Genomic DNA, 14115 nt, shown 5'->3' with positions numbered 1-14115 from the left:
AGTCTTTACCAAGGACAAAAGACAAATGACTAATGACTCTTTAAAAAACAGGTCAGGTTATTTGCTTGGCCTGTCTTTTATTTAGTAAAAGACGTGAAATATCGCATTTAATTTAAAATCTAAAATTCTCTGAAAAGTTATCCTAAAATAAATTTGTACATTTGTACTATGTAATGGTTCAGATGGGCAAGAGCGAAAAAATATGGCAAGAGCAATCGAGCGAATTGAGCAGGATATTGCAGCACTCCAAGAAGCGATCCGGGCGATCGCAATCGAACTACAAAGTGCTTATGCTAGTTATCTAAACACCTTGGGGCTAGCTGTACGCAAACAGTTGATTCTCGCAAGTTACCACCTCTGTACCCAAGGATATCCCGAAAACTTTTTGCATTTGTCATTGAATCAGCGCCAACAATTGCAACAAGCCGTCCGCAAGTTGGGTGAACTCGCAGCTGAACAATTGCTCATTTATCTTACAACTGAAGAATCAGGGGAAGATGAGGGAGATGAGATGGATGAAGGAGATGAAATACATGAGGTGGATGAGGAAGTAACACCCTCTTCATCTTCACTATTTCTTGACACTTCTAATTCTCAGTATCTCACTGCCAACACCTCCGATCCTATAGAACTGGCAAAATGGCAACAGAAATTAGAAGAGGTTGCGCAAGATATACTGAAAAAACTTTCGCATGATGCTAATCTTTTGTTACAAAAAGCTGGAGTATTACCGAAAAAATTACCAGAACCGATTTTAGCAGCAGCGGCGGCAGCATCAGAAGCATCTGCTGAAGTCATGCCAGGGCCACCCAATTTATTAAACTTAGTAATTGAAATTGAAAATGAGCAACAGTCAGAAGATTCTGGACTGACTCAAATTATGGCTATTAACCTGCGGCTAGGAGAAATTGAATTTGCTGATGTGACACTTTCCTCCGATCGCAAGCGAATCCGCAGTATTTTAGTTCAGCTAAACAAACTAGGACGAGAGTATAAAAAAAGATATAAAGAAAAGGCGATCGCTGAAGCGGAAGCTGCATGGCGCGCTAGTTGGTTTGAGGATTAGTCATTTGTCCTTTGTCCTTTGTCATTTGTCAATTGTCAATTGTCAATTGTCCTTTGTACTTTTAATAATGACTAATAACCAATGACCAATGACTAATGACCAATAACCAATGACCAATGACTAATGACCAATGACCAATGACTAATGAAAAACCAGATTGGATACGATTGCACAAAGCCTTGGCAATAGAAGCTGAACGTGGCTTTACAGACTTGATGGGCAGAGAATACCGTTTCAGTGAATTTCTCAGCTTAACTTTGGGCAAATTCCCAACAGGCTTACCCCAAATTGAACGCCGTCGTTGGCAAGGACTAGCGGTGCAATTTGCTAGTTATCCACATCTAGCACTGGAAGAAAGGCAGCATTTAGTAGCAGAGACTCGTAGGTATCTTTCCCAACTACAGCAAGAGGAGCAGGGGGAACAGGGTAAGCAGGGGAGCAGGGGAGCAGGGGAGCAAGGGAAAACTTATCAATCCAAAGTTCAAAATCCAAAATCTCCAATTGTGACTGAGGTGAGTCGGAGACTTGCACCGAAAATTGAGCAAAAGCTCAGTGATTTACCAGAAATAGGTTTTAAAAAAGCTGATAATTTGGCACGGCTTGGTTTACATACCGTCCGTGACTTGCTTTTCTACTATCCTCGTGACCATATTGATTATGCGCGTCAGGTGAATATCCGCGAGTTACAAGCGGGTGAGACGGTGACAATAGTGGCAACTGTAAAGCGTTGCAACTGCTTTACTAGTCCTAAAAATCAGAAATTATCAATTTTAGAATTGGTAGTAAAAGATAACAGCGGTCAAATCAAAATTGGGCGTTTTTACGCAGGTACGCGCTTTAGCAGTCGCGCTTGGCAAGAAAGTTTAAAACGCCGTTATCCAGTAGGTAGCATTCTGGCAGCCTGTGGATTGGTGAAAGAAAGTAAATACGGCTTGACATTAGATAATCCAGAACTAGAGGTTTTAGCAAGTCCAGGAGATACGATTGAGTCGTTAAATATTGGGCGGGTAGTACCAATTTATGGACTAACTGAAGGCGTGGTGGCGAATACAGTGCGACAGGCGGTAATTGCTGCTTTGCCTGCTGCGGCTAACCTGAAAGATCCTTTGCCAAGTGGTTTGCGGCAGAAATATGGTTTGATGGAATTGAAAGATGCGATCGCTAACATCCATTTTCCCAGCGATAGCGCCGTCCTACAAGTTGCCCGTCGTCGCCTAGTTTTTGACGAATTTTTCTACTTACAACTTGGGTTACTGCAACGTCAACAGCAAGCAAGGGCGATTCAAACCAGCGCCATTCTTGTCCCACGCGGTCAACTTGTAGAGAAATTTCACGAAATACTGCCTTTTCAACTCACTGGCGCCCAGCAACGAGTTCTCAACGACATTCTCAACGATTTACAAAAACCTGTGCCAATGAATCGTTTGGTGCAAGGTGATGTCGGTTCTGGTAAAACAGTCGTCGCCGTGCTGGCTATCCTTGCAGCAATTCAATCTGGCTACCAAGCGGCGCTGATGGCTCCTACAGAAGTTTTGGCAGAACAACATTATCGCAAGTTAGTTAGCTGGTTTAATCTACTGCATTTACCAGTGGAATTACTGACAGGTTCTACTAAAGCTGCGAAACGAAGACAAATACATTCTCAGCTAGGAACTGGTGAATTACCTCTGTTAGTAGGAACCCATGCGTTGATTCAAGACCCTGTAAACTTCCAACAATTAGGGTTAGTAGTCATAGATGAACAGCATCGCTTTGGGGTAGAACAAAGGGCACGTTTGCAGCAAAAAGGCAATCAACCTCATGTGTTAACTATGACAGCTACCCCGATTCCCCGAACCTTAGCACTGACGATACACGGGGATTTAGATGTCAGCCAAATTGATGAGTTACCACCGGGACGACAAAAGATTCAGACAACAGTATTATCTGGTCAGCAACGCAACCATGCTTACGACCTGATCCGCCGAGAAATTGTCCAAGGTAGACAAGTTTATGTGGTTTTGCCTTTGGTGGAAGAATCAGAAAAATTAGACTTGCGATCGGCTGTTGACGAGCATCAAAAGTTACAAGAAAGTGTTTTTCCCGACTTTCAAGTTGGGTTGCTACACGGTCGCATGAGTTCAGCCGAAAAGGATGAAGCAATAACCAAATTCCGTGAAAACCAAACGCAAATTTTGGTTTCTACTACAGTTGTTGAGGTAGGTGTAGACGTACCTAATGCTACAGTAATGCTCATTGAAAATGCAGAGCGATTTGGCTTATCACAACTGCATCAACTGCGGGGGCGCGTTGGTCGGGGTGCGGCTCAGTCTTATTGTCTATTGATGAGCAGTTCTAGAAGTCCTGATGCTCAACAACGGTTGAAGGTATTGGAACAATCTCAGGATGGCTTTTTCATCTCAGAAATGGATATGCGTTTTCGTGGGCCCGGGCAAGTACTGGGAACTCGTCAATCGGGAGTGCCAGATTTTACCTTAGCGAGTTTGGTTGACGATGAAGAAGTTTTACTTTTAGCGCGACAAGCAGCCGAGAAAATAATAGAAATGGATGTTACTTTAGAGCGTTGGTATTTAATGAAAGAAGAGTTGAAGTATCGATATGAGCGTTTAATGGGTGGAGCAATTTTGACTTAATTTATCTTGTCTTGATGATAAACAGCGACTAAATACACCTATCTTTCCTAAAAATTTAGTTAGGAGTCCAGATAGAATTGGGGAATGTAGTAATGCTATCCATCGTTTAGGTCAAGCTTTATAGAAAATTGTTTATAGTGAAAATTATAAAAATCCTCTATTTTTGTGCTTTGAAACATTCTTCAAGTTTGTTTGTATAATCTTCTTTACTCTTGAACATCTTTCCAGCAGAGGGTAGATGCCCCACAGGTGCTGTCTCGTTAAATATGAGGTCACTATTCGTTTTTCGATACCAGTCGATCTTCTTTTCAAATTCACTTTGGTTAGGTTTGACTTTTTCCCAAATATTCCGTTGCTTCTGAAAACCGAAGTTACGGCTGGACTGTTCCCAAAGGTTATTTATCTCTGTTAAATATCCGCATTTAATATTGTTGCTGTTTATACTTGTAATATAGCCTGCTTGTGTTCCAGAAAACTGGCGTATGAGATCAGAAGTGGTTTGATCTGCATCACGCCAATTCTTAGCAAATAGTTGTTTATTGAGTTTAGATATAGATGGTTTCTCTAGATTCTCTAAAGATTGATATATTGAATATCCCATGAAGCCAAATAACAGAAATGCTCCCACTACATATAATTTATTTTTATGCTGAGAAACTTTTGCAAAATTTGATTGAGGCTGTGATACAGAGAGTTGAGGGTAGTTTAATTGTTGTGGAGAAATAATAGTAGCATTTAGACTTTCTAGCTTGAGATTAGGTTCAGTACTAACAATAGCAGGTTTAATCCCGCACTCCTCAAGTCTTGATATGAGTGCAGAAAATCGATGCACTACCGTATTAGAATAACCCCAGTTCAACCATTCTCTGCAATATGGGAGATGTCCATCAGCAGCGTTTAAGCTGAAGATTAGATTATCCTGACTTCTCCAGTTTCCTTCTATAGACCAGCCGACGCGATCGCCAAAACTCTTAAAAGTGTCGTATCCCGAACTTTTACTTCCTCCAAGACTTCCCCAAATACGCTGTTGCACACTAAAACCAAAACGTCCGTTACTGTATTTCACCCAAAGTTGGTCAATTTCACTTAGACTTTCACACGATAATTGTCTACAATCTTCTGCTTGGAGCTTGCCTTCCTGTTCACGACCAGATAACTTAAGCATAATAGCCCTAGTTTTCTGATCTGCTTCCTTCCACTTACCTGCTACTAATAAGTCTTGTAGTTGACTACAGTCTGTTGTTAAGGTAGCGCTAAAGTCATCAATTAGAGGTTCTGTAGAAGTTGATTGTATCTTTGGTTTGTCTTGAATATCAGAAATAACGCTGTTAGGGATATCAATATTATTTCCTTTAAAACTAAATGCCTCTGTTGAAAATGCATTTTCATTACTATTAATCGATTCTCTGTTTGGAGTAATTCGCGCTTCAATCAATGCTACATCCTCATCTTTAAGCCCCCAAAATTTTTGATAGTCTTTTAACTGGTTGCGAGTGTACTTACTTATAGGATTTTCAGCTTGAATTGCTTCAGATAACACCTGCTCGTATTGCTGCAATTTTGCCTCGTACTCTCGATACGGTTTGAGAACTTCTGTTTCAATAACAGCAGCTTCTTCAGGAGTTAGTTGCAAACTATCTCGTTTGAGGTCTAGCAATTTGCGGGCAATAGGAGGAATATTACTGTCTTTGAGGCGATCCTCAACATCTTGGCGATATTTCAGCTTTGGATCTTCAACTCGCACTTTAGCCAGTAGTATCTTACTGCCTTCTCTAATTGGATAGATTTCAGGCTTCATTTTGCCAGGAGCAGTTTCTTGTACTTTTTCGCTAGCATATTCGTGCAACTCATCAATAGAAACTGCTCCATCTTGATCTTTATCTGCTATTCCAGTTTTAATACCTTCAACTAAAAAATGCGTATAAACTGAGAGGTCAAAACGCTGACTCTCAAAAGAATACTGAGTTGACGTACTAGATGTGAGAACAGCTCGTCCTTCTCCACCTAATTGTTGCTTGACAGGCACAGAACCATCATCTTTGGCAGTCATTCCTTGGGCAAAAGCGCCACTGAAGCAACAATCCAGAATCACTACTTGTCGCTTCGAGCAGCTATTGCTCATAATATTTTGTACATAACTCGCTGCTACTGCTGTAGGTTGAACGAGTGCTTCTTGTTCTTTGCGGGTATTATGAGCAGCCAAATAAAGATTGCCACTATCATCTTTCACTCCATGACCAGAGAAAAAAAGTAGCAGGAGATCATCTCTTTTACGATTTATAAACAATGTATGAATTGCTTCTTCCATAGCCTGTCGCTCAGGATTAATCAGCGGTATCACTTGATCAAAACCGCCGATTGCTGGATTTTCTAAAACTTCGTGTATCGCCTCCACATCTTTGGGAGGCGCTGTTAAGGAAGAAAGACCATTTCCATATTCGCCAACCCCAATTAACAATGCTACCTTAGCCATCTGTGACTCTCTATCCTGCTACGAATTTCTGTTATTGTGGTTAATGTTTAGGTTATCATGAGTACCCTATACCTTATACAGTCCACATCGCGATCATTCCAGACTCGATTACTGTGCTGAGATTTGCCTAGAGGTAGAACGATCGCAATCCTATTTTCGATAAGCAGGAATCAATTTTTAATCACGATACTTGCTGCATTTCAGCATAGGCTTCATAAACACCCTTCACGTTGTACCAATTGAGGAAAATTCGGGCAATTTCTAAAGCCAATTGCGGTTTACCTAAGTTAATTAGCCATTGCAATAATGGAGCCATTGTTCGTTCATTTAACGTACCATTTAGTGACAAAATTCCCCAAAGTAAACGATGCAGCCAAGTCATTTGAATCATCATTCGCACTTCCCATGTAGGATGCTTTTGATAAAACAAAACTCCCATACGTCCGCGTTGAATTTCTTGGTCAATTAATCGGGGAATTTGTTCTAAATTAAATGCTGGATGCCAGTGATATCCTACGGCTTCTGGACATTTAATTAGTGTCAAACCTAGTTTTTTTAGCCGCACACCTAATTCTAAATCTTCCCAGCCATAGAGTTGAAAACTAGTATCAAAAAGTCCGGCTTTATCTAACCAATGTTTGGGAATTGCTACATTTCCAGTAGCAAAAAAAGCTGCTGAAAAATCTGTAACTTTGTAGGGTTCAGCCGTTGGATTGTTGAAATTACAAGTATTAATAACTGCACCGTAAGTGAAAAAGCGATCGCTCCCCAATTTCTCTTTCCCCTTTACTAGTGCTTCAGCATGAGCTTGCAAGAAATTCTTCAGCACTACTAAATCGCTATCAATAAAGATAATTGTGTCTCCCTGCGCCTGTTCTACCCCCAAATTCCGAGCCGCAGCTGGGCCAGCATGATCTTGCTCAAACCAGCGCACATGAGGAAACTCTTCTTTGTGTGCTGCTAACCACTCCAATGTGCCATCAGTAGAACCATCATCTACCAAGACAATCTCGTAATCAGTAACCGTTGGCTGACTCAACTCCTGCACCTCCAAGGCGCGGAGGCACTTTTCTAAAATCGGTTGGCGATTATAAGTCGGTATCACAACACTGAAAAACACAGTCTCACCCACAACACTATTTACACATCTCCAGGATAGGACAGATGAGGCGCTGACACTGTTCCTTAACTGATTTTCGTTGAGAAAAACAGCAAAAGAATGCAACAGAAGTATAAAACCTCTCGCTAAAGCATCGGTGAGAGTGCAGTCAGCGCGGGTGGGGTATCTATCGCCGACATTTTTTAATTGGTATAACTTCTTACTTTGAGATTTAGTAGCGAAAAAAGGCTTTAATCAACTACAAAATAAATCCTCATTAATCAAGATATAACCTAGCGTTAATTTTTGGTCATTAGATTATATGACAAACTGAAAATTTTTTGTCTAGTTAGCTGACCTAAACAGCAAACAACCTTTTGTTAGTAACAGGTTACTGACTATTCAAAATATATGGCATTTCACGTAAATAATTGATGGCTTTTTCTACCAGTAATCAAGATTTGCTTTTACAAAATTCTTGATGTCACAACAGAGGAAAGTTTGATGTCTAAATTAAGTCGCAGACAAATTTTAGTATTTTTTGCTGGCAGTACTGGTGCGGCTGTCTTAGGAGACACAATTATAGATGGTGTTTCCAGTATTGCCGGAGCAACCAACAAGCCACTGAGCTTTACACCAGTGCGCTTACCCCATTCCTTACCCGTTTATAAACAGCAGAAAAGTTTCTTGCCAACGGGAATCGGTCAGGGACAGGTAATCAATCCATCTGCAAATACGAAATTAAATAGCTACAACGTAGTTGACGATCTGGTAGTGCCACCAGAATATGAACGTTACGTAATTATCAGCTGGGGCGATCGCGTCTTTCCTAACAAAGATGAATATTTCGGTTACAACAACGATTATACGGGTTTCATTCCTCTGGGTAGAAGCAACGATGTCGGCTATTTGTGGGTTAATCACGAATACGTCAGTTTTCCATTTTCTGATCTAGCACCAGAAGCTCCTGCTGATGTTAAAGGATTGCCTACCACCTTTGAATCAGTGATTGGCTGGGCTTTACCTACTACCAGAGGTATTGAATTTGACGGCGAAGTTCTATATAACTTAGGCGGATCGATCGTCCGCATCTCCCGACGTAATTCTAGTAGCCGTTATGCAGTGGTTAAAGGTGATGCCAGAAATCGTCGCCTTCATGGTCTTTCTGGGTTGGGAATTAATAGCCAAAGGAGTGATGAATATAAAAATGTCACTTCTTGGGGAAGTCGCAGCTACCAAAAAGGCGATCAAAACTATCTCATCGCCACTGGCCCGGCTGCAACCCAAGTATTTAACCTCTCCTCTGATGGATTAGGTAACAAAATTATTGGCACTAGTTATAACTGTTCTGGCGGTACAACTCCTTGGGGAACTATTTTAAGTGGTGAAGAGAACTTTCAAGGAAGTGCAGGAGGTTTTGTTGGTGTTACAGAACCAGTCAACCCTAATGGTACTCAAACAGGTTACATCGATGGTACTACTGGTAAGACCTTCGGTTTAGTTGGTGAAAAATACGGTTGGATTGTCGAAATTGACCCTGTTAATCCAAATTTCCGCCCTCGCAAGCACACTTCATTAGGTCGTTTCCGTCATGAAAACGTTGCCATCCGTGCCGAAGCTAGGAAACCATTAATCGCCTACATGGGTGATGATAGACGTGGGGGACACACCTGGAAATTTATCAGTGCAGGTATTATTTCTTCACCAACCAGTAAAGCCAACAGCAGTTTATGGGAAAGTGGTACATTGTATGTCGCCCGTTATAATCCAAATGGTACGGGTCAATGGATACCGTTACGTTTAACCACTCCTACCAATCCAATTTCGCCATCGTTAATATCTTCTGTGGAGTTTGCTGCTTTGGGTTCGGCTCAAAGAAATGGTCTTTTACCGCTACCAAAACGTAATGGTATTGCAGGTGAAACTACAGATGGCGGTTCCCTCGCAGTCGATCGCACCAACGAAGCAGAGAGACTACCTGCTTATCAAGGTAAGAAGTTATCTGACTTCTACACTTCCCAAGGTGCTATTCTTAGTGATGCTTTTTTAGCAGCGAATTTGGCTGGCGGAACTCCGACAGCACGTCCAGAAGATATAGAAGTGCATCCGACCACCAAAGAAGTATTCATTGCCTATACTGACGGTGCACCAGGAGGCGACGGTTATCCAGATTCGCGCATTTTCCAGGTTGCCAAGTTGAATACAAACGTCAACGCAACACAGCAATCCGGGGGATTGTACAAGATTATTGAAGATAGTGCCGATGGTACAGGTTTAACCTTCCGTTGGCAGAGATTTGCCCAAGGTGGAGAAGCCGGATCGATTTCTGGTGCTGGTTTTGCCAACGTCGATAACCTAGTCTTCGACAATAAGGCCAATATTTGGGGGGTAACAGATATGTCTACTACCACTCACAATGGTTTTAATGTCGGTGCTGCCGGTACTGTAACTACCATCGACCATACAGCCAGTGGTAATGTCTCCAACTTCACAGGAGTTTTCGGTAATAACTGGCTATTCTACATTCCGACTACTGGGACTCATGGGGGAGAGGTAATACCCTTTGCTCAAGGACCAGTGCGCTGTGAAATGACAGGACCAACTTTTGTGGGAGATACACTGATTATTTCGGTACAGCATCCCGGCGAAGATAGCCCAATTAATGATGGCACAATCCTGAGTCGTGAGATTGAATTACTGGATTTGAATGGTATTACATTCAATCAGGCTCGCACTGTGCCTCGTGGCAGTAGTTGGCCAAGTAACATCCCAACTACTGACGGTGGAAAGGGTCAACCTAGAAGTGTTCCCAAACCATCTGTAATTGGCATCAAACGTAAAAATCCTACTGGTAGTTTTACTTAAGACTATCTGTGTAGAGACGTTAGATAATAACGTCTCTACATTAATTTTCAAAGTAGGACTATTAATTTGTTACTCCAGATAGTTTTTTCTTGGGTTTCATCCCCAACGCCATAGCACTTGCGATCGCTATACCACCAAGAGTCATCGGTTCTGGTACGGGCGTACTCTTAGAGTAAGTTACTGTACCCACTTCTGTTGTAGACAATAAGTCAGCACTCAAAATGCGATAAAATTTTGTTCCCCCTGTATTAGGATTACCTGGATTGTTACCAATAAAAAATTGATCTTCAACCAAATAGCTCAATCCTGACAGGTTGCCATTTGTAAAACTGACTACAGGAGATGATGGGTAATCAAAATCACTTGTCTCTGTATACTGAGTACCCAAGTAGTTAAACAAAATAGATAATCCATTGTTAACGCCTAGAGTTTCCTCGCCTAACCTGCTTAAGGTCGAGTCATCATATCGAAAAGAGCCGAAATACTGACCAGGGCGATCGCCAGATGTGGCATTTACGGTGAAATCATAATTAACCAAGGCAGCTTGTGTCGGTTTAATAACAGCAGCAACCGCGATCGCAGCAGCAAAAGCAGCAATGCTAATGTCTTTAGCTAATTTCATCAGAAAATGCTCCGAAGCTAAAAAATGAATAATTCTGTAATTTCACTTAAATAAACTTTTCACCAATGTATATAGGTTAAGAAATAACTAATAAAAGATGATCTTTGTTAAATCCTTAAAATTGTCACGTATATATAAAATTTGTGTAAACTTATTTCAACATTTACAGTAGCTTATGTTTTTGCCGTTGCATAATTGCAGGATGATTTCGCAAGTTATAAAATCTCCCCCCTGCTCCCGAAGCACCCCCTGCCTCCCCTGCCTGCCTAAATTCATCCCTCTGTTCTGCAACGCCTGTTTTTAGTTTGGGCGTAGCCTTTACACATAGCAATCCTATCTAAGTTGTGAAAATGAACAAACCACTTTTTCTGCAAAATACCAAGAAAAGAAAAAGAAGTTTTCACATCTAATTTAGGACTGCTATAGTTGCGATCAGGCATGGAGATTTGCTTGTTCCTGCAACCACGGATCTACAGGTTGTCCATCTTTGCGGCGTAATTCAATTTCCACAACCATCACTTCTTTGGAACCAGGAGGTGCAGGTTTTTTATGGAAAATAATGTCATAGTCTTCTGGATTGTGCTTATGTTCTTTCAACCATTCCTGTACTTTGGTTGTGGCAAAAAATGATTGCCCTTGCTCAAACATTCGGGTAATCTGCAATTGCAGTGTGTAAGGATTTATGCGACCCATTTTCTACCACCTTTGTTAAGTTAATTTGAGGACAAGTAATCTGCTTACCGGAGATGATCTAATGTTAGTGCGAAGTAACCACATCTGACACTTGCCATACAGGTATAACTTCCAGTTTAAACGCCCTGTTATCTGTAAAAACAAAGTCTAAACCTTCTTTGGTTGATGGTCTAAGAAAGCGTCGATGCTTTCGCATTTTCTCTTCCACTAATTGATAAATTATTATTTTTACCGCTTGACTTTCACCATCTTTAGCAGTACTCACAATTTAGTAATGTTATAATAGTACCTCAAAAAAATTGTCACAAACTTAACTGCACTCTACTACTAAAGTTGTACGTACACTAAGGACGAGGAAACGGATTAGTTAAGGATTGCTCAGAATTTTACACTGCTTTTACAACATTTAACTACTTAATTCTGTTATAGATTGGAAAGAGGCACGCCGCTTCAAAAATTGATCAACAGACTCAGATGGTTGTTATGCAGAGCAAAAATCAAACTATTTTCGCTTTAATTGGAAAAAGTACTATTGTATTTTTACCCTTATTGTTATCCATTGGAATCGCCAGTGGACAATCTGCACCATCACCCAACCCAGCATTAACTCCGACTCCGGTGTTATCGAATTCAGAACGGGAAGAATTAGCACGACTACGAGCAGAAAAACGAATTCTACAGCAAGTCCAATCTGATTTAAAAAGCACTTTTAGCCGCACAACTATTTTACTCGATGTTTGGCTAGTTATACTAAGTCTCTTTCCAGTCGCAGTCATTGCTTTGTTATGGCTGTTGCGACGGGCGATCATTCGGGAAATTGTTGATAGGGCAATGCAACAAGTCCAGGGAATGGAACAATTACAAAATCAGTTAACCACCGTTAAACAAGAAGCTGAAAATATTATTCAAGAAGCGAAAAAAATAAATTATGAATTAGAACAGGAAACGGCTGCTTTACAACAAAAAATTAAAAATGAACAAGAAAATGTATCTATTCTGATATCCGATCTAGATTTAGCTAAAGCGCAGGTATTAAGTAGATTAGAAACGGAACTAAAAAAATCTCAAGAAAATATAAAAATTTTGGAGTCAAAATTTGCTTCGGGACTATCTAAGTTAGAGTTTGATGCTCAACAACAAAAAGATATAGCACTGGAGAATTTAGGAAAATTAGCATCTGTAATGGCAGAAGAACTGTCTAAGTTAAACTTAGGTGTGCAACAACAGCAAGAACTAGCTGTTGCTGATTTAGAAATATCAAAGTCTGAGTACACATCTCAATTTTCAAGATGGCAGTCTGATGCTCAACAACAAAAAGATATAATTTTTGAAAGCTTAACAAAATTACAGTCAGAATTTGTAGTAAAGTTATCCGAATTACAGGTTGATGCTCAACAGCAAAAAGAGATTGCCGTTGATAGTTTAGGTATATTTGAGCGGGAACTTAAATCTCAATTATCTGAATTACAGGTTGATGCTCAAGAACAAAAAAATAAAAATATTGCAAGTTTAGAAGTATTGCAGTCAGAATTTAAATCTCAATTATCTGAATTACAAGTCGATGCTCAAAAATCCAAAGAGCTACTCATTGATAATTTAGAAAAATCTGGTTCTGAGTTTAGTTCGCAATTCTCAGAATTACAATGGAATGCTCAACAACAAAAGATTCTCATTTTAGAAAAGTTAGAAAGATTAGAAACTGAATTTGACTCTCAACTTTCTGAGTTACAATTGGATGCCGAAGAAAGAAAGGATCTGATTCTTCAAGAACTATCTGAAATTACGCCGGAATCCATTCTAGAGGTGGTAAATTCTGAAGTTGAAGAAGAAATACAGGAACAGCCGCAACAACCAGAATTCACTGCTGATGAGTATGAAAAACAAGGAGACGATCTGTTTTCTAAAAGGCGCTATGAAGATGCGATCGCAGCTTACAACCAAGCAGTTAAAATCCAACCTGATGAACCTGTGAGTTGGTTAAAACGGGGTCTAACTCTAGGAAGATTGAAACGCTATCAAGATGCGATCGCATCCTATGATCGAGCGATTGCGATTCAGCCAGATTATCATCAAGCTTGGTGCGATCGCGGCGTTGCTTTTGGTAACTTACAACAGCATCAGCAAGCCTTTGACTCATTCGATCAAGCTACACAAATCAAACCCGATGATGCCGTTGCTTGGTTAAATCGCGGTCTTTCCTTAGTAGCATTAGAACAATACGAAGAGGCAATAATCTCCTTTGAGAAAGCGCTAGAATTCCAACCAAATTCTCCCAAAATCTGGGATAAACGTGGTTATACATTGGTAAGATTAGGACGCGATGATGAAGCGATCGCTAGTTTTAACCAAGCCTTAGAAATTAAGCCAGATTACGCTAGTGCCTATTACAACAAAGCAGCCTGTTACGCACTGCAAAAACAAGTTGACCGATCTCTGTTAACTCTACAACAAGCGATTGAACTTAATCCCAGATATAAAGAAGATGCAGCAACCGACCTCGATTTTGATGATATTGCCGACGATGAACGCTTTAAGCTGTTAGTTGCAGAATAAAATGTCATTTGTCATTTGTCATTTGTCATTTGTCATTTGTCATTTGTCATTTGTCATTTGTCATTTGTCATTTGTCATTTGTCATTTGTCATTTGTCATTTGTCATTTGTC

General features: G+C 40.5%; 9 protein-coding genes. 4 read left to right on the top strand and 5 right to left on the bottom strand.

Annotated features, from left to right (window positions below):
* Positions 1 to 202: 202 nt before the first annotated feature.
* Positions 203 to 1066, top strand: a complete 864-nt coding sequence (locus RM368_RS24760; RefSeq protein ID WP_322696494.1) for a hypothetical protein — start codon at positions 203 to 205, stop codon at positions 1064 to 1066.
* 137 nt (positions 1067 to 1203) lie between these two features.
* The gene (gene recG / locus RM368_RS24755) at positions 1204 to 3699 is read left to right on the top strand and encodes an ATP-dependent DNA helicase RecG (protein WP_322696493.1); all 2496 of its coding nucleotides are present in this window, start codon (positions 1204 to 1206) and stop codon (positions 3697 to 3699) included.
* Between the two features lie 157 nt (positions 3700 to 3856).
* On the opposite strand, the gene RM368_RS24750 is transcribed toward recG, so the two are convergent.
* Both RM368_RS24750 and RM368_RS24745 read right to left on the bottom strand, forming a co-directional pair.
* Positions 3857 to 6172 (bottom strand): caspase, EACC1-associated type, encoded by a 2316-nt coding sequence (locus RM368_RS24750; RefSeq protein ID WP_322696492.1) that lies wholly within the window; start codon positions 6170 to 6172, stop codon positions 3857 to 3859.
* 181 nt (positions 6173 to 6353) lie between these two features.
* Complete coding sequence (locus RM368_RS24745) at positions 6354 to 7304, bottom strand: glycosyltransferase family 2 protein (RefSeq protein ID WP_322696491.1); 951 nt, start codon at positions 7302 to 7304, stop codon at positions 6354 to 6356.
* 471 nt (positions 7305 to 7775) lie between these two features.
* On the opposite strand from RM368_RS24745, the gene RM368_RS24740 reads away from it, so the two are divergent.
* Positions 7776 to 10136: a PhoX family phosphatase gene (locus RM368_RS24740; RefSeq protein WP_322696490.1), complete on the top strand. Its 2361-nt coding sequence runs from the start codon at positions 7776 to 7778 to the stop codon at positions 10134 to 10136.
* A 61-nt stretch (positions 10137 to 10197) separates the two neighbouring features.
* Here RM368_RS24740 and RM368_RS24735 read toward each other — a convergent pair whose 3' ends face one another.
* The 3 genes from RM368_RS24735 to RM368_RS24725 all read right to left on the bottom strand — a co-directional run bounded on the left by RM368_RS24735 (position 10198) and on the right by RM368_RS24725 (position 11716).
* A complete protein-coding gene (locus RM368_RS24735; protein ID WP_322696489.1) occupies positions 10198 to 10758 on the bottom strand; it encodes a PEP-CTERM sorting domain-containing protein in 561 nt (186 codons plus the stop codon).
* Between the two features lie 432 nt (positions 10759 to 11190).
* Positions 11191 to 11451, bottom strand: coding sequence for a hypothetical protein (locus RM368_RS24730; RefSeq protein ID WP_179068682.1), 261 nt, complete (start codon positions 11449 to 11451; stop codon positions 11191 to 11193).
* A 64-nt stretch (positions 11452 to 11515) separates the two neighbouring features.
* Positions 11516 to 11716, bottom strand: a complete 201-nt coding sequence (locus tag RM368_RS24725) for a hypothetical protein (RefSeq protein ID WP_322696488.1) — start codon at positions 11714 to 11716, stop codon at positions 11516 to 11518.
* Between the two features lie 218 nt (positions 11717 to 11934).
* Here RM368_RS24725 and RM368_RS24720 point away from each other — a divergent pair, with 218 nt between their 5' ends.
* Positions 11935 to 14004 (top strand): tetratricopeptide repeat protein, encoded by a 2070-nt coding sequence (locus tag RM368_RS24720; RefSeq protein ID WP_322696487.1) that lies wholly within the window; start codon positions 11935 to 11937, stop codon positions 14002 to 14004.
* The last annotated feature ends 111 nt before the right edge of the window (positions 14005 to 14115 follow it).

The sequence above is a fragment of the Nostoc sp. DedSLP03 genome (assembly GCF_034530815.1).
Classification (GTDB): domain Bacteria; phylum Cyanobacteriota; class Cyanobacteriia; order Cyanobacteriales; family Nostocaceae; genus Nostoc.
This window is presented reverse-complemented; position numbering and strand designations above follow the sequence as displayed.

Bases quoted from the DNA above. Each gene is read 5' to 3' on its own strand.
- RM368_RS24740 (WP_322696490.1), top strand. From the start codon at position 7,776: ATGTCTAAATTAAGTCGCAGACAAATTTTAGTATTTTTTGCTGGCAGT.
- RM368_RS24760 (WP_322696494.1), top strand. From the start codon at position 203: ATGGCAAGAGCAATCGAGCGAATTGAGCAGGATATTGCAGCACTCCAA.
- RM368_RS24730 (WP_179068682.1), bottom strand. From the start codon at position 11,451: ATGGGTCGCATAAATCCTTACACACTGCAATTGCAGATTACCCGAATG.
- RM368_RS24750 (WP_322696492.1), bottom strand. From the start codon at position 6,172: ATGGCTAAGGTAGCATTGTTAATTGGGGTTGGCGAATATGGAAATGGT.
- RM368_RS24720 (WP_322696487.1), top strand. From the start codon at position 11,935: ATGCAGAGCAAAAATCAAACTATTTTCGCTTTAATTGGAAAAAGTACT.
- recG (WP_322696493.1), top strand. From the start codon at position 1,204: ATGACTAATGAAAAACCAGATTGGATACGATTGCACAAAGCCTTGGCA.
- RM368_RS24735 (WP_322696489.1), bottom strand. From the start codon at position 10,758: ATGAAATTAGCTAAAGACATTAGCATTGCTGCTTTTGCTGCTGCGATC.